Here is a 16611-nt window from a genome sequence, read left to right on the forward strand (position 1 = left end):
CATGGCCTTCGACCTCGCCGCGCGGCTGGCCGAACGGCGCGCCGCAGACCTGTACCGCCAACGCCCCCTGCTGCAAAGCCCGCAGGGGCCGCAGGTGGTGGTCGACGGCCAGCCGCTGCTGGCCTTTTGCAGCAACGATTACCTGGGCCTGGCCAATCACCCCGAGGTGATCGAGGCGTGGCGCGACGGGGCCGCGCGCTGGGGCGTCGGCGGTGGGGCCTCGCATCTGGTGATTGGCCACAGCACCCCGCATCACCAGGTAGAAGAGGCGCTTGCCGAACTGACCGGGCGCCCGCGCGCGTTGCTGTTTTCTACCGGCTACATGGCCAACCTCGGGGCGATCACCGCGCTGGTGGGGCAGGGCGATACCGTGCTGCAAGACCGCCTCAACCATGCCTCGTTGCTCGACGGCGGGTTGCTCAGCGGTGCGCGCTTCAGTCGCTACTTGCACAACGATCCTGCCAGCCTGGCCAGCCGTCTGGACAAGGCCTCTGGTAACACCCTGGTGGTCACTGACGGTGTGTTCAGCATGGACGGCGACTGCGCCGACCTACCGGCCCTGGCCAAGGTGGCGAAGGCGCGCGGCGCCTGGCTGATGGTCGATGATGCCCACGGGTTCGGCACCCTTGGCGCCAACGGCGGTGGTCTGGTGGAGCAGCATGGCCTGGGTATCGAGGATGTACCGGTGCTGATTGGCACCCTGGGCAAGGCCTGTGGCACCTCCGGTGCGTTCGTCGCCGGTAGCGAAGAACTGATCGAAGCGTTGGTACAGTTCGCCCGCCCCTACATCTACACCACTAGCCAGCCTCCGGCGCTTGCGTGCGCCACGTTGAAGGCGCTGACACTGCTGCGTGAGCAAGCCTGGCGGCGTGAGCACCTGGCCGGGTTGATTCGCCAGTTCCGCGAGGGCGCTGAGCAGATTGGCCTGACCTTGATGGATAGCCACACCGCGATCCAGCCGATCCTGATCGGTGATGCCGCGCGCGCCATGGCGCTGTCGCAGCGCCTGCGCGAACGTGGCCTGTTGGTGACTGCCATTCGCCCACCGACGGTGCCAGCGGGCAGCGCGCGCCTGAGGGTCACGTTGAGCGCGGCGCACAGCGAGGCTCAGGTACAGCTATTGTTGAACGCATTGGCCGAGTGCTATTCACCGTTGGAGTCCGCCGATGCGTAACCGACTCATCCTATTGCCTGGCTGGGGCCTGGGCTGCGCCGCGCTGGAGCCTTTGGCCGCCAGCCTGCGCGCCCAGGACCTGCGCCTGCACGTCGAACTGATGCCGCTGCCGGAGTTGGCCGACAGCGACCCCGAGGCGTGGCTCGCGCACCTGGACCGTACCTTGCCCACCGATGTGTGGCTGGGGGGATGGTCATTGGGGGGCATGCTCGCCAGTGCCCTGGCGCACCGGCGTGGCGATCATTGCTGTGGTCTGTTGACCTTGGGCAGCAACCCCAGCTTCGTGGCCCGGGCGGACTGGCCGCATGGCATGCCAGCGGACACCTTCGGCACCTTCTTGGATGGCTGTCGCAGCCACACCCAGGTCACCCTCAAGCGTTTTCGTACGCTATGCAGCGACGGTGCCCAGCAACCGCGCACGTTGCTGCGCCAGTTAGGGGTTGGCGTGCCAGATACCGATCCGCTGTACCTGGCCACTGGCCTTGAGGTGCTGGAGAAACTCGACACCCGTCATGCTCTGGAGCACTACAGCGGCCCGCAGTTGCACGTGTTCGCCGGTAGCGATGCGCTGGTCCCGGCGAGTGCGGCCAAGGCCCTCAGCGACCTGTTGCCTGATGTCGAAGTCGGGCTGGTCGAAGACAGTTCCCACGCCTTCTTGCTGGAGTATCCACAGGAGTTGGCCGCGGGCATCAAGAGTTTCCTGCATGAGAGTGGCGATGACTGACCTTTCCCAGCCCAACCTGCCCGGCCACCTCCCGGACAAGCGCCAGGTGGCGGCTTCCTTCTCCCGCGCAGCGGCCAGCTACGACAGCGTGGCCGCCTTGCAGCGTGCGGTGGGGGTGGCGTTGCTGGGCAGGCTCGACGAAGGGCTGACGCCGCAGCGCTGGCTTGACCTGGGCAGCGGCACTGGGCATTTCAGCCGGTTGCTGGCCGAGCGTTTCAGCGATGCGCAAGGCCTGGCTGTGGATATCGCCGAGGGCATGTTGCGCCATGCCCGTGAACGCGGCGGGGCATGCCATCACGTGGCGGGCGATGCAGAGCGCCTACCGCTGGGCGATGGGACGATCGACCTGCTGTTCAGTAGCCTGGCGCTGCAATGGTGCGATGGCTTCGCTGGCGTGCTCGAGGAGGCCCGACGGGTGCTGCGACCTGGTGGCGTCATGGCGTTCAGCAGCCTGTGCGTGGGCACCCTGGACGAGCTGCGCGCCAGTTGGCAGGCGGTGGATGGCATGGTGCACGTCAACCGTTTTCGCCGCTTCGAGGACTACCAGCGATTGTGCGATGACAGCCCCCTGGAGGTGATCGAACTGCAACGCCGCCCCCAGGTGTTGTATTACCCCGATGTGCGTAGCCTCACCCATGAACTCAAGGCCCTCGGCGCGCACAACCTCAACCCCGGGCGGCCCTCCGGGTTGACCGGCCGCGCGCGCATGCAGGCGCTGTTGCAAGCCTACGAACGGTTCCGCCAGCCCCAGGGCCTGCCGACCACCTACCAGGTGGTCTATGGGGTATTGCGTAAATCCAGGCAGCAGGGGCAATAAGATGAGCCAGGCGTATTTCATTGCCGGAACCGATACCGACGTGGGCAAGACCACCATCGCAGCCGGCTTGCTGCGTGCGGCGCGTGCGCAAAACCTCAGTACCTTGGCCGCCAAGCCGGTGGCCTCGGGGTGCGTGGTGACCCCTAAAGGGTTGCGCAACAGCGATGCGCTGGCGCTGATCGACGAAAGCTCGATCAAGCTGCCATACCGACAGGTCAATCCGTTCGCTTTCGAACCTGCCATCGCGCCGCATGTCGCAGCACGTGAGGCGGGTGTGGCGCTCGAGGTGCCGACCTTGCTCAAGGCCATGCGTCAGGTGCTCGACCAGCAGGCTGATTTCACCCTGGTCGAGGGCGCCGGTGGCTGGCGCGTGCCGTTGTCGGATCATGCCAACTTGTCGGACCTAGCGATTGCCTTGAATCTGCCGGTGATCCTGGTGGTGGGCGTGCGCCTGGGGTGTATCAACCATGCGCTGCTCAGTGCCGAGGCCATTGCCGCCGACGGGTTGCAGTTGGCCGGGTGGGTCGCCAACATCGTCGAACCGAAGACCTCGCGGCTCGAAGAAAACCTGGCCAGCCTCGCCGAGCGCCTGCCGGCCCCCTGCCTGGGGCGCGTACCCTGGCTGAAGCAGGCCAGCGCCGAGGCGGTGGCGGCGCATTTGCACCTGGATTTGCTGGATGAGTGCTGACGTCACGGGCGCAGCATCATTCATCTCTATGGGCTGGCACTAGGCTATTAGGGATTTAAACGGGCCTTTTCGTGCCAGGCCTGCTTTAATTGCAGCAGATTCATTCATTCAGCGTCCACGGAGTACTGACATGGACATCAACACCGGTTCCGCCTTCTATGCGGGCCTTGGTGCCATTCAGACCGGGCAGACCCGCGTCGACCAAGCCGCTCAACAGATTGCCAGCAACACCAGCCAGTCCAGCGACTACCAGGCCGAGCGCCTGCGCGGCGTGGACCGCAGCCAGCAGATGGACCTTGCTACCAGCACCGTGCAGTTGGCGCTGGGCAAGCAGGAAGTCGAGCTGGGCGTGAAGGTGGCCAAGGCCTCCGACGAAATGCTCGGTCGATTGATCGACACCTACGCCTGATCGCTCGATTCATCCGGCATTCCTAGCGGGGCAAGCCCGCTCCTGCGCCTGAGCGCGTGGGGGCGGGCTTGCCCCGCGATGTTTTTGGGGAGGTTTGGCGTAAATGTCATGTTCGGCGGCGTAAATGTCGCTATTGCGTCTCCTTGACAATGGCCCCACCTAAACGTAAGTTTCAAACAACTGTTTGACCGAAAGCCACCAAGAGCTGGTCGGTATCCGCGGTCACCCCACCGAACTCATCACAGAGGTTCATCGCAATGCCTGATTACAAAGCCCCCTTGCGTGATATCCGCTTCGTCCGCGACGAGCTGCTCGGCTATGAGGCGCATTATCAGAGCCTGCCGGGTTGCCAGGACGCCACGCCCGACATGGTCGACGCGATCCTCGAAGAAGGCGCGAAATTCTGTGAGCAGGTGCTGGCCCCGCTGAACCGTGTCGGTGACCAGGAAGGCTGCACCTGGAGTGAGTCGGGTGTTAAGACCCCGACCGGCTTCAAGGAAGCCTATGCGCAGTTCGTCGAAGGTGGCTGGCCGAGTCTGGCGCACGACGTCGCCCACGGCGGCCAAGGCTTGCCTGAGTCGCTGGGCTTGGCCCTGAGCGAGATGGTCGGTGAGGCCAACTGGTCGTGGGGCATGTACCCAGGCCTGTCGCATGGTGCTATGAATACCATTTCCGCGCATGGCACCCCCGAACAGCAGCACACCTACCTGACTAAGCTGGTATCTGGTGAGTGGACCGGGACTATGTGTCTGACCGAGCCGCACTGCGGTACCGATCTGGGCATGCTGCGCACCAAGGCCGAACCCCAGGCCGACGGCAGCTACAAAGTGACCGGCACCAAGATTTTCATCTCGGCCGGTGAACACGACATGGCCGCCAACATCGTCCATATCGTCCTGGCTCGCCTGCCCGATGCGCCGGCTGGCACCAAGGGTATCTCGCTGTTCATCGTGCCGAAGTTCCTGCCCGACGCCCAAGGTGGTGTGGGTGAACGCAACGGCGTGAGCTGCGGCTCCCTCGAGCACAAGATGGGTATCCACGGCAACGCTACCTGCGTGATGAACTTCGATGGCGCTACCGGCTACCTGATCGGCCCGGCCAACAAAGGCCTGAACTGCATGTTCACCTTCATGAACACCGCTCGCCTGGGCACCGCGCTGCAAGGCCTGGCGCACGCCGAGGTGGCGTTCCAGGGCGGCCTGAAGTACGCCCGTGACCGCCTGCAAATGCGTTCGCTGACCGGCCCGAAAGCGCCTGACAAGGCGGCTGACCCGATCATCGTCCACCCCGACGTGCGGCGCATGCTGCTGACCATGAAAGCCTTCGCCGAAGGCAACCGTGCGATGGTCTACTTCACCGCCAAGCAAGTGGATATCGCCAAGTACAGCCAGGACGAAGAAGCGCGCAAGCAGGCCGATGCGCTGCTGGCGTTCCTCACCCCGATCGCCAAGGCGTTCATGACCGAAGTCGGCTTCGAGGCTGCCAACCACGGCGTTCAGATCTACGGTGGCCACGGTTTCATCGCCGAGTGGGGCATGGAGCAGAACGTGCGCGACAGCCGCATCTCGATGCTGTACGAAGGCACCACCGGCATTCAGGCCCTCGACCTGCTCGGGCGTAAGGTCTTGATGACCCAAGGTGAAGCGCTCAAAGGCTTCACCAAGATCGTCCACAAATTCTGCCAGGGCCAGGAAGGCAACGACGCGACTCGCGAATTCGTCGAGCCGCTGGCGGCCCTCAACAAGGAGTGGGGCGAGCTGACCATGAAGATCGGCATGGCCGCGATGAAGGACCGCGAGGAGGTGGGCGCGGCTAGCGTGGACTACCTGATGTACTCCGGCTACGCGTGCCTGGCCTACTTCTGGGCTGACATCGCGCGCCTGGCGGCCGAAAAACTGGCTGCCGGTACCCACGAAGAGGCGTTCTACACCGCTAAGCTGCAAACTGCGCGCTTCTATTTCCAGCGCATCTTGCCGCGCACCCGTAGCCACGTGGCGGCGATCCTGTCCGGCGCCAACAACCTGATGGCCATGAAGGAAGAAGACTTCGGTCTGTCCTGCTGAACCTGAAGGCTGTTCGAAAAACGCCTGCCCTTACCGGCAGGCGTTTTTTTTTTTGCAAAGCTTGGACGGTACAGCACAGGCGGTTTCCGACAAATCGACGCATCCAGTTACGAACACCCCTCAAGCATCCCAGCCAACCGCCGTTAAACCGACGTCAATCTTTATCTATTCATGTGCACTGCCGATGAACTAAAGGCACAATGCCATTATCGATCTGCCGGGTCGGAGATTACCCTTGTTTCGTTTATCCGCTGTACGCGCAAGTCATTTCCTGCCGTCGCTGGTGCTGTTGTTGGCGGGGCTGGCGGCAGCTTATGTCAGGGACCTGAGCGTCTTCTTCACTTCGTTGTTCAACGTGCTGCCAACCTTGGTGCTGCTGCTCGGCGGTGCCTACTGCGCGGTATACCGTCGTCAGCGCGAGTTGTTCCTGATGGTCACGGTATACATCGCCTATTTCCTCCTCGACACCCAGACCGACTACTACCGAGACAACGGCCGGGTCCGTGAAGACGCTGCGGTGATCTTCCACCTGGTCTGCCTGTTGCTACCAGCATTGTTCGGCTTGTACGCCGCGTGGCAGGAGCGTACCCACCTGGCCCAGGATATGCTCGCGCGCTTTGCCGTGTTGTTCGCGGTAGGGAGTGTGGCGGTGGCGCTGGAGCAGAGTTTCCCGCAGGCGCTGCTCAGTTGGCTGGCGGAGATCCGCTGGCCTTCGCTGCATGGCCAGTGGATGAGCTTGATCCAGTTGGCCTACCCATTGTTCCTGGGGGTATTCATCCTGCTGGTGGTGCAGTACCTGCGTGAGCCGCGCCCGCTGCATGCGGCGCAGATCATTGGGCTGCTGGGTATTTTCTGGATGCTGCCCAAGACTTTCATCCTGCCGTTCACGCTCAACATCATGTGCAGCCAGGTGATGCTGATGATCGCCGCAGCGGTGTCCCACGAGGCCTACCAGATGGCCTTCCGCGACGAGCTGACCGGGCTGCCGGGGCGCCGCGCGCTGAACGAGCGCATGCAGCGCCTGGGGCGCAACTATGTGATCGCCATGACCGACGTCGATCACTTCAAGAAATTCAACGATACCCATGGTCACGATGTTGGCGACCAGGTCCTGCGCCTGGTCGCCAGTCGCCTGTCCAAGGTTACCGGTGGCGGGCGTGCCTACCGTTATGGGGGCGAGGAGTTCGCCCTGGTGTTCGCCGGCAAGACCGCCGAGGAGTGCCTGCCGCACCTGGAGGCGGTACGCGAGATGATCGCCAACTACGCGATCCAGCTGCGTGACCAGAGCAACCGCCCGCAGGACGACTCTGCGGGTCGCCAACGCCGCAGCGGCAATGGCAGCCAGACGGTTTCGGTGACCATCAGTATCGGTGTGGCCGAGCGCCAGGTGGAGCACCGCAACCCCGAGGAAGTGCTCAAGTCTGCCGACCAGGCGCTGTATAGCGCCAAAGGTGCCGGGCGTAACTGTGTGATGACGTTCGGTCAGCAATCACGGCGAGGCGCCATTCGCATGGTGTGACCGTGGCTGACTATTCAGTCGCATGATGACCCTATGTCTCGTAAAAGTTGTTCGGTTACACTGCTTCCAACCCAGTGCCGCGGTCCCGTAGGACCGCTCCGACCCTTATAGCGAGAGGTTGTCATGGCTGACTATAAAGCGCCCCTGCGCGATATGCGCTTCGTTCTCAATGAAGTCTTCGACGTGGCCACGCTCTGGTCGCAACTCCCTGGCCTGGCCGATGTGGTCGATGCCGACACGGCCATGGCCGTGCTGGAGGAGGCCGGCAAGGTCACCAGCAAGACCATCGCCCCGCTCAGCCGCGCCGCTGACGAAGAGGGCTGCCACTGGGATAACGGCGCGGTCAGAACCCCCGCAGGCTTCATTCAGGCTTATGCCACCTACGCCGAAGGTGGCTGGGTAGGCGTGGGTGGTGATCCGCTGTTTGGTGGCATGGGCATGCCCAAGGCCATTTCGGCCCAGGTCGAGGAGATGATCAATGCCTCCAGCCTGGCCTTTGGTTTGTACCCGATGCTGACCGCTGGCGCCTGCCTGTCGATCAATGCCCATGCCAGCGAGGCGTTGAAGGCAAAGTACCTGCCGAACATGTACGCCGGCGTCTGGGCCGGTTCCATGTGCCTGACCGAGCCCCACGCCGGTACTGACCTGGGCATCATCCGCACCAAGGCCGACCCCCAGGCCGATGGCAGCTATAGGATCAGTGGCACCAAGATCTTCATCACCGGGGGTGAGCACGACCTGACCGAGAACATCATTCATCTGGTGCTGGCCAAGCTGCCGGACGCCCCGGCGGGGCCCAAGGGTATTTCGCTGTTCCTGGTGCCTAAGTTCATGGTCAACGATGACGGTAGCCTGGGTGCACGCAACCCGGTCACCTGCGGCTCGATCGAGCACAAGATGGGCATTCAGGCCTCGGCCACCTGTGTGATGAACTTCGACCAAGCCGTCGGTTATCTCGTGGGCGAGCCGAACAAAGGCCTGGCGGCGATGTTCACCATGATGAACTACGAGCGCCTCGGGGTCGGCATCCAGGGCCTGGCCTCGGCTGAGCGTTCCTATCAGAATGCCGTCGAGTACGCCCGTGATCGCCTGCAAAGCCGCGCCCCGACCGGCCCGCAGGCCAAGGACAAGGTCGCCGACCCGATCATCGTGCACCCGGATGTGCGGCGCATGCTGCTGACCATGAAGGCGCTGATCGAGGGCGGCCGGGCGTTTTCTACCTACGTGGCAATGCAGCTGGACAGCGCCAAGTTCAGTGAGGACAAGGCCACCCGCGAGCGCAGCGACGCCCTGGTCGCGTTGCTGACCCCGGTGGCCAAGGCCTTCCTCACCGACCTGGGCCTGGAGTGCACCGTGCATGGCCAGCAGGTATTCGGTGGGCACGGCTATATCCGCGAGTGGGGCCAGGAACAGTTGGTTCGCGACGTGCGCATTACCCAGATCTACGAAGGCACCAACGGTATCCAGGCCCTCGACCTGATGGGGCGCAAGGTGGTGGGCAGCGGCGGCGCCTACTACACGCTGTTCGCCGACGAAATCCGCCAGTTCATCGCCAGCGCCGAGGGCGAGCACGGCGAGTTCACCCGCCCACTGGCGGCCGCTCTGGGCCAGCTCGACGAACTGACCGCCTGGGTACTCGACAAGGCCAAGGGCAACCCTGACGAGATCGGCGCGGCCTCGGTGGAGTACCTGCACGCGTTCGGCTATGTGGCCTACGCCTATATGTGGGCCTTGATGGCTCGTGCGGCCAAGGCTGGGCAAGGCGATGCGGACTTCTATGCAGCCAAGCTGGGAACCGCACGATTCTACTTCGCGCGTCTGTTGCCACGGGTGCAGTCGCTGGTGGCGTCGGTCAAGGCGGGCAGTGAGTCGCTTTACCTACTCGACGCGGCACAGTTCTGATTCAGCCTGGCCGCCTTCGCGGCACACGCTGAGCCGTGTGCCGACGGGGCGCGGTGGGTGCCATAGGCGAATGTAGGGCGCTTGTAAGCTTTCTCTTACGTGACGTGGCGGCTTTTCTCCACTTTCCTAAAATTGGATCCACAGTTAATCTTTCTTACATGGACGGAGCGCAGGAAGCGCAATGGACAGAACAGGGACACACGAAGGATGTCTCGCCAGGACGGCGGGAAGAAAAGGAAGTCAAAAAGGGAAACAGTCTGGAAAACCCCGCTTCGGCGGGGTTTTCTTTGTGCGCGTGATTTAGCCCAGAACATCCAGGGGCGATCCACTCAAGTGGCGCGCGTCGGTTTCTTCTTCGAGCAAGGTACGTAGCAGCTCCACTGACGCCTGCTGACGTTGTGCATCGCGAAACACCAGCCCTACCTTCAGCGGCACCCGTGGCTCGCTCAACGGTTTCCACAGCAACGCTTGGTCGTCTTCGGCGGCATCCTTGGCCCGGCCTGGCAGAATGGTCGCCAGTGAGGTGTGGGCCAGGCTGTCGAGAATCCCCGCCATGTTGTTCATCTCGGCCTGCACCTGCGGCCTGCGTCCCTGATTGGCCAACTGCGCTTTCCAGATCTGACGGACCTGGAACTCCTCGCCGAGCATCAGCATCGGCAGTTCCGCTGCCTGGCGAATGGACACCTTCTTGAAATCTTTCAGCGGGTGGGTTTTGGGGATGACCAGTTGCAACTCATCTTCGTACAGCAGCAAACCATGCAGGCCCGGTTGGCGTGGCGGCAGGTAGCTGATGCCGATGTCCAGGTGGCCGTTGAGCAGGCGCCGTTCGATCTCCAGGCCAGACAATTCATAGATCTGCACCACCAGATGCGGCTGAGCCTTGCGTACCCGTTCCAGCAATTGGGGTACCAGGCTTGGGCGTACGGTTTGCAGCACGCCGATGGCCAGGGTCCGCAGTGATTGGCCCTTGAAGTTGCGCATCGCCTCGTGCGCCCGTTGCAGCCCGTCGAGCAGCGGCAGGGCGTGGTTGTACAGCGTATGTGCAGCCAAGGTGGGCAGCAGGCGCTTGTTGCTGCGCTCGAACAGGTTCAGGTCGAGGCTGTGCTCAAGTTGGCGGATCTGCTGCGACAGGGCCGGCTGCGAGAGGGACAGGCGCTCGGCGGCGCGCCCCACGTGGCCCTCTTCATACACCGCGACGAAATAACGCAGTTGGCGAAAATCCATAAGTATTACTTATTGAAAAAGCTGCTAAAACGAAATGGCCGAGCGGCCTGCTGACACTTAGTCTATCGCCGTATTACAGCGGGTTACAGCGATCAAGAGCGTGATTGTTACCCCGAATGAAAAACATTTTTGATAGGCAAGGCAAAATATCTATCCGGCGCTCGACCGGCTGCCTTGACCGCTGATTACCGTGACTGGCTGGAGCCCTGATGAACCTGTTCAAGCTGCGCCGTCCGGCGCCCGCCGCTGCCGAGCCCATCCGTGCCCTGGCAGTTGCTGCCGTGCAGCCTGGCGCTGAGCGCCTGATGCCTGGCAGCAAGCGCGCGCCCCAGGTGTTCGTACGCGGCCAGGGCTCCTGGCTGTGGGACAACGCCGGGGTCGCCTATCTGGATTTCACCCAAGGCGGTGCGGTCAACAGCCTAGGGCATAGCCCGAGCGTGCTGGTGAAGGCGTTGGGTAACCAGGCCCAAGCGCTGATCACGCCGGGGGCTGGTTTTCATAGCCACAGCTTGCTGAGCTTGGCCGAGCAGCTATGCCAGAGCACCGGCAGTGACCAGGCCTATCTGCTCAACAGTGGTGCCGAGGCCTGCGAAGGCGCGATCAAGCTGGCGCGCAAGTGGGGCCAACGGCATCGCAACGGGGCTTATCACATCATCACCGTCAGCCAGGCCTGCCACGGTCGCAGCCTGGGGGCACTGTCGGCATCCGATCCACTGCCGTGCAACCGCTGCGAGCCGGGCTTGCCCGGTTTCAGCAAAGTGCCGTTCAACGACCTTGCCGCGCTGCATGCCGAGGTCGACTCGCGCACGGTGGCGATCATGCTCGAACCGATCCAGGGCGAAGCAGGCGTGATCCCGGCCACGCGTGAATACCTGCAAGGGGTCGAGCGGTTGTGCCGTGAGCTAGGCATTTTGCTGATCCTCGATGAGGTGCAAACCGGCGCAGGACGCTGTGGCGCCCTGTTGGCAGAGCACACCTACGGCGTTCGGGCCGACATCATCACCCTGGGCAAGGGGCTGGGCGGCGGCGTACCGCTAGCCGCGCTGCTGGCGCGGGGCAGCGCTTGCTGCGCCGAGCCTGGCGAACTGCAGGGCAGCCACCACGGTAATGCGCTGATGTGCGCAGCGGGTTTAGCGGTGTTGGAGACGCTGCTGGCCCCGGGTTTCTTCGAGCAGGTCCAGGACACCGGCCGTCACCTGCGCGAGGGCTTGAGTCGCCTGGCAGGCCGTTATGCCCAGGGCGAGGTACGTGGCCAGGGCTTGCTGTGGGCCTTGCAGTTGCGTGAGGACGATGCTCAGGCGTTGGTCGCGGCGGCCTTGGAGGAAGGGCTGCTGCTCGATGCGCCGCAGGCCGACGTGGTGCGCTTCTCCCCGGCGCTGACGGTGAGCAAGGGCAACATCGACGAAATGCTGCTGCGCCTGGCGCGTGCATTCGCACGCCTACATGCCCGCCCGCGCAAACACCGCGAAAGACTAGCCTGATCAACGAATTTCAACGAACCGTCTCGCGTTTCTGCGCATCGCCCTTGGCCTGTAGTGGTTGGCCCGGGGCGTTTTTTTTGCGCGTTGTGCAAGGGTGGAACCTCTGGGCTGTACGGCGGGTCTGTGAAGTAACCCTTCAAGGAGCGTAACGCATGGACTTCATTCGCATCATCATCGCCATCCTCTTGCCGCCGCTGGGTGTGTTTCTCCAGGTCGGCTTCGGCGGGGCCTTCTGGCTGAACATTCTGCTGACCTTGCTGGGATACATCCCGGGGATCGTGCATGCGGTGTACATCATCGCCAAACGGTGACTTGACACATCACTTGTGGAGCGGCCTTGCCGGACCGATCGGAAAGAGGGGCGCGGCAGCCCTAGGACTTAAGCATCATATGACATCGCCGGGGCTGCTTCGCAGCCCTTCGCGACACAGGGCCGCTCATGGAGCTGCACATAACTTGTTGATTTAGCAAGGCTCTGTGGGAGCGGGCTTGCCCGCGAAGCAGGCGACTCAGTGTATGGCACCGGCTTCGCCGGTGTTCGCGGGCAAGTCGGGGCGCCGAACCGCCGCTCCCACAGGGGGCGCGGCGCGCTTGCGAAGTCAGTTCTCTGCGCGACAGCGCAGCCCAAAGGGCTGGGTAATCTCCTACACGGGGTCAGCCAGCACCTTGCAATAGAACTTCCACTCCTCTTCCAGCGCATGGGCCAGGTTGGCCGCCTGGCGAAAGCCATGGCGCTCGTGCGCGTAGAAATGTCCCTCGGCGCGGATGCCATTGGCTTTGAGCGCCGCCAGCATGCTGCGGGTCTGTTCGGGCACCACCACCGCATCCAGTTCCCCCTGAAAGAAGATCACCGGCGCGCTGATGCGCTGAGCATGCAGCAGCGGCGTGCGCTGGCGGTAGCGCGCAGCGTCGTGCTCGGGGTCGCCGATCAGCCAGTCCAGATAGTCGCCTTCGAACTTGTGCGTGGTACGGCTCAGTGCCAACGGGTCACTGACCCCATACAGGCTGGCACCGGCGCGGAACACCGTATGGAAGGCCAGGGCGCAGAGGGTGGTGTAGCCGCCTGCGCTACCGCCACGGATGAAGGCTTGCTGCGGATCGATCAGGCCAAGGCCTGCCAGGTGCGTGACTGCCGCGCAGGCATCCTGCACATCGGCTTCGCCCCAGCGCAGGTGCAGGGCCTGGCGATAGGCTCGACCATAGCCACTGCTGCCGCGGTAATTGAGGTCGGCCACGGCGAAGCCGCGCTGGGTCCAGTACTGGATGCGCGGGTCGAGGACCGGGTAGCAGGCCGACGTGGGCCCGCCGTGTATGAACAGTACCAGCGGCGATGGTCCCTGGCCGGTCATTGCCGGATAGAAGAACCCGTGGGCCTGGCTATCGCCGCTGGGGTAGTGGATCGGCTGTGGTTGGCTGATACGTGAGGCTGGCAGCACTTCGGCGCCGCCAGCCAGGATGCTCACCGCATGGCTGCGCCGGTCGATGGCGATCACCGCAGGTGGGCTGATCGGGGAGGCGGCGATGGCGTAGAGCTGCTCGCCATCCATGGCCAGGCTACGGAAACGGGTGTAGGCGCTGGCATAGCGCTGGGTGTGGCCATCGGGCTGGCGCAGGCCGAGTTGCCCGAAGCCCGCCTCGAACCAACTGGCCAGGTAGTGCTCTGGCCCCAAAGCGATCCAAGTGCTGGCGCCCAGTTGCCACGGCGCGCCCGCATGGTCGGCAGCGGCGGCAGGTAGCGCTTGCCAGTGCCCATCGACTTCACCCCAGGGTTGCCAGAAACCGTTGCGATCAGACAGACAATACAGCCGTCCAGCGGCATCGAAGCGGGGCTGTTGCAGTGACTCTTGGTGCCCGGCAACGCAGCGCGCAGGGCCCCAGTGGCCAGCGCTATCGCGCGTGCTGCACATCAGGCGGGTGAAGGTCCAGGGTTGGGCGGGGCGGTCCCATTCGATCCAGGCCAGCCGGCTGCCATCCTCGCTCAGCGTGGGGGCTGCATAGAAGTCGGCCCCTTCGGCTACGATCACGCGCGTGCCCTCGGCTAGTGCCACCAGGCGGTGTTCCACCTGTTCGGCATGCCGTTCCTCGACTGCCAGCACTTGTCCGGCGTGCCACTGTACATCGCCGTAGCGGCAGTCGCTGGCGGCGGTCAGTGCACGTGGCGCCGAGCCGTCCAGGTTCTGGGTGTAGAGCTGCTGGTCCTTCTCGTTGACGAACACCAGTCCGTCAGCGCCCAGGCAGAAGCTGCCGCCGCCATATTCATACACCCGGCTGCGCACGCTGAAGCCGTCCGGGGTCAGGCAGCGGGCCTGGTGGTAGAGCCAGTGCCAGACCCGGCAAGCGCCGTCGGCGGGGCGGAATTCGAGCCAGAACAACCCGTCGATGCTGACCTTGAGTTCAGCGAAATCGGTGCCGGCAGCCACCGCCTGGGCGGCACTGAATTCAGCCTCGGGCGATGACATTGGCGTTTCGTTCATTACGGAAAATCATCTGTTCGATCTCCAAGGTGGCGTGCTCGGCTTCTTCGCGGGCCTTGAGGATGATGCCATGGTCTGGCGACTTGCCGCACACCGGGTCCGCCTTGCTGGCATCGCCGGTGAGCATGAATGCCTGGCAGCGGCAGCCGCCGAAGTCCTTCTCTTTCTCGTCGCACGAGCGGCACGGTTCGGGCATCCAATCGTATCCACGGAAGCGGTTGAAACCGAACGAGTCGTACCAGATGTGCTGCAAGTCATGCTCACGTACGTTGGGGAACTGCACTGGTAGCTGACGCGCGCCGTGACAGGGCAGGGCGGTGCCGTCGGGGGTGATGGTCAGGAACAGGCTGCCCCAGCCGTTCATGCACGCCTTGGGGCGTTCTTCGTAGTAGTCCGGGGTGACGAAGATCAGCTTGCACGGATGACCGTCTGCCTTGAGCTTCTCGCGGTACTCGTTGGTGATGCGTTCGGCACGTTGCAGTTGCTCGCGGGTCGGCAGCAGCCCGAGGCGGTTGAGGTGCGCCCAGCCGTAGAACTGGCAGGTGGCCAACTCGACGAAGTCCGCCTCCAGTGCGATGCACAGCTCGATGATGCGGTCGATCTTGTCGATGTTGTGCCGGTGGGTGACGAAGTTGAGCACCATCGGATAGCCGTGGGCTTTCACCGCCCGGGCCATCTCCAGCTTTTGCGCGAAGGCTTTCTTCGAGCCTGCCAGCAGGTTGTTCACCTGCTCATCACTGGCCTGGAAGCTGATCTGGATGTGGTCCAGCCCGGCCTCTTTGAAGGCGCCGATCTTCTGTTCGGTCAGGCCGATGCCCGAGGTGATCAGGTTGGTGTAGTAGCCCAGGCGCCGCGCTTCGCCGATCAGCTCGACAAGGTCCTGGCGCACCAACGGCTCGCCGCCGGAGAAACCGATCTGCGCCGCGCCCATCTCGCGGGCTTCGGCCATGACCTTGAACCACTGCTCGGTGCTCAGCTCCTGGCCCTGCTGGGCGAAGTCCAGCGGGTTGGAGCAGTACGGGCACTGCAGTGGGCAGCGGTAGGTAAGCTCGGCCAGCAACCACAACGGCAGGCCGATCTGATCGCGGGGCACGCTGGCCTCAGGCGAGGGTGATCCAGTGTTCGGCACGCGCCACCTCCATGAATTGCTCGATATCGTCAGCGACTTCGGGCACACCGGGGAATTGCTGTTCCAGCTCGCTGATGATTGCCGCGACGCTGCGCTGGCCATCGATCAGGCCGCCGATCAATCCGGCGCTGTCGTTGAGCTTGATCATGCCTTCGGGGTACAGCAGCACGTGGCCTTTCTGCGCCGGTTCGTACTGGAAACGATAGCCCGGGCGCCAGCTAGGCACTTGTTGACGGTCAAGACTCATAGGGCGATTCCCTTGTGCCAGACCCGCTCGTGGGTGACGCTGTGGTACGGCGGGCGGTTCAGTTCATAGGCCATGCTCATGGCATCGAGCATGCTCCACAGGATATCCAGCTTGAATTGCAGGATCTCCAGCATGCGCTGCTGGCCTGCATAAGTGGTGTAGTGCTGCAGGGTGATTGCCAGGCCATGCTCCACGTCGCGTCGGGCTTGGCCCAGGCGGGTACGGAAGTAGGCGTAGCCGGCCGGGTCGATCCAGGGGTAGTGCTGCGGCCAGCTGTCCAGGCGCGACTGATGGATCTGCGGGGCGAACAGCTCGGTCAGCGAGCTGCTGGCGGCCTCTTGCCAGCTGGCGCGGCGGGCGAAGTTGACGTAGGCATCGACCGCGAAGCGCACGCCGGGCAGCACCAGTTCCTGGCTGCGCAACTGGTCTGGGTCCAGACCCACGGCCTGCCCCAGGCGTAGCCATGCCTCGATGCCGCCGTCCTCGCCAGGGGCGCCGTCGTGGTCGAGCAGGCGCTGGATCCACTCCCGGCGTACTTCGCGGTCCGGGCAGTTAGCCAGGATCGCCGCGTCCTTCATGGGAATGTTGACTTGGTAATAGAAGCGGTTGGCCACCCAGCCCTGAATTTGCTCACGGGTGGCGCGGCCTTGGTACATCGCCACATGGTACGGGTGGTGGATGTGGTAGTAGGCGCCCTTGGCGCGCAGGGCCTGCTCGAACTCGGCCGGGGACATCGGTGTTGCGTCGCTCACAGGGCCTC

At 63.7% G+C, this 16611-nt stretch carries 15 protein-coding genes; 10 read left to right on the top strand and 5 right to left on the bottom strand.

What is annotated here, in order from left to right; genetic code table 11:
• Position 1: 1 nt before the first annotated feature.
• The 8 genes from bioF (at position 2) to ACNFIC_RS10480 (ending at position 9296) form a co-directional block, all read left to right on the top strand.
• A complete protein-coding gene (gene bioF / locus ACNFIC_RS10445) occupies positions 2–1174 on the top strand; it encodes an 8-amino-7-oxononanoate synthase (RefSeq protein WP_416780953.1) in 1173 nt (390 codons plus the stop codon).
• Positions 1167–1898, top strand: a complete 732-nt coding sequence (locus ACNFIC_RS10450; RefSeq protein WP_138220386.1) for an alpha/beta fold hydrolase — start codon at positions 1167–1169, stop codon at positions 1896–1898. The genes bioF and ACNFIC_RS10450 overlap by 8 nt, the downstream gene beginning before the upstream one ends.
• On the top strand, positions 1891–2715 hold the full coding sequence (gene bioC / locus ACNFIC_RS10455) for a malonyl-ACP O-methyltransferase BioC (protein WP_171030974.1): 825 nt from the start codon (positions 1891–1893) through the stop codon (positions 2713–2715). The genes ACNFIC_RS10450 and bioC overlap by 8 nt, the downstream gene beginning before the upstream one ends.
• A 1-nt stretch (position 2716) precedes the next feature.
• Complete coding sequence (bioD, locus tag ACNFIC_RS10460) at positions 2717–3403, top strand: dethiobiotin synthase (RefSeq protein WP_138220384.1); 687 nt, start codon at positions 2717–2719, stop codon at positions 3401–3403.
• Positions 3404–3533: 130 nt separating this feature from the next.
• Complete coding sequence (locus ACNFIC_RS10465; protein ID WP_138220383.1) at positions 3534–3812, top strand: pyrroloquinoline quinone biosynthesis protein PqqE; 279 nt, start codon at positions 3534–3536, stop codon at positions 3810–3812.
• A gap of 257 nt (positions 3813–4069) precedes the next feature.
• Entirely contained in the window at positions 4070–5875 is a 1806-nt protein-coding gene (locus ACNFIC_RS10470) for a phenylacyl-CoA dehydrogenase (RefSeq protein WP_138220382.1), read from the top strand.
• A gap of 235 nt (positions 5876–6110) precedes the next feature.
• A complete protein-coding gene (locus ACNFIC_RS10475; protein ID WP_416780954.1) occupies positions 6111–7394 on the top strand; it encodes a diguanylate cyclase in 1284 nt (427 codons plus the stop codon).
• A gap of 123 nt (positions 7395–7517) precedes the next feature.
• Positions 7518–9296, top strand: coding sequence for an acyl-CoA dehydrogenase C-terminal domain-containing protein (locus ACNFIC_RS10480; RefSeq protein ID WP_138220380.1), 1779 nt, complete (start codon positions 7518–7520; stop codon positions 9294–9296).
• Positions 9297–9596: 300 nt separating this feature from the next.
• On the opposite strand, the gene ACNFIC_RS10485 is transcribed toward ACNFIC_RS10480, so the two are convergent.
• Entirely contained in the window at positions 9597–10520 is a 924-nt protein-coding gene (locus ACNFIC_RS10485; protein WP_416780955.1) for a LysR family transcriptional regulator, read from the bottom strand.
• A 209-nt stretch (positions 10521–10729) separates the two neighbouring features.
• On the opposite strand from ACNFIC_RS10485, the gene ACNFIC_RS10490 reads away from it, so the two are divergent.
• Both ACNFIC_RS10490 and ACNFIC_RS10495 read left to right on the top strand, forming a co-directional pair.
• Positions 10730–12001 (top strand): aspartate aminotransferase family protein, encoded by a 1272-nt coding sequence (locus ACNFIC_RS10490; protein ID WP_416780956.1) that lies wholly within the window; start codon positions 10730–10732, stop codon positions 11999–12001.
• Positions 12002–12153: 152 nt separating this feature from the next.
• The gene (locus ACNFIC_RS10495) at positions 12154–12312 is read left to right on the top strand and encodes a YqaE/Pmp3 family membrane protein (RefSeq protein WP_003177654.1); all 159 of its coding nucleotides are present in this window, start codon (positions 12154–12156) and stop codon (positions 12310–12312) included.
• Between the two features lie 333 nt (positions 12313–12645).
• Here ACNFIC_RS10495 and ACNFIC_RS10500 read toward each other — a convergent pair whose 3' ends face one another.
• Genes ACNFIC_RS10500 through pqqC form a run of 4 tightly spaced genes read right to left on the bottom strand, consistent with a single transcriptional unit; the run spans position 12646 to position 16585 of the window.
• Complete coding sequence (locus ACNFIC_RS10500; RefSeq protein ID WP_416780957.1) at positions 12646–14475, bottom strand: S9 family peptidase; 1830 nt, start codon at positions 14473–14475, stop codon at positions 12646–12648.
• A complete protein-coding gene (pqqE, locus tag ACNFIC_RS10505; protein WP_416780958.1) occupies positions 14441–15604 on the bottom strand; it encodes a pyrroloquinoline quinone biosynthesis protein PqqE in 1164 nt (387 codons plus the stop codon). The genes ACNFIC_RS10500 and pqqE overlap by 35 nt, the downstream gene beginning before the upstream one ends.
• A complete protein-coding gene (pqqD, locus tag ACNFIC_RS10510; RefSeq protein ID WP_138220375.1) occupies positions 15576–15851 on the bottom strand; it encodes a pyrroloquinoline quinone biosynthesis peptide chaperone PqqD in 276 nt (91 codons plus the stop codon). The genes pqqE and pqqD overlap by 29 nt, the downstream gene beginning before the upstream one ends.
• On the bottom strand, positions 15848–16585 hold the full coding sequence (gene pqqC / locus ACNFIC_RS10515) for a pyrroloquinoline-quinone synthase PqqC (RefSeq protein ID WP_171030979.1): 738 nt from the start codon (positions 16583–16585) through the stop codon (positions 15848–15850). Before pqqC ends, pqqD begins: the two co-directional genes overlap by 4 nt.
• Positions 16586–16611 lie beyond the last annotated feature (26 nt).

The sequence above is a fragment of the Pseudomonas sp. NY15463 genome, assembly GCF_048068415.1.
Classification (GTDB): domain Bacteria; phylum Pseudomonadota; class Gammaproteobacteria; order Pseudomonadales; family Pseudomonadaceae; genus Aquipseudomonas; species Aquipseudomonas mosselii_C.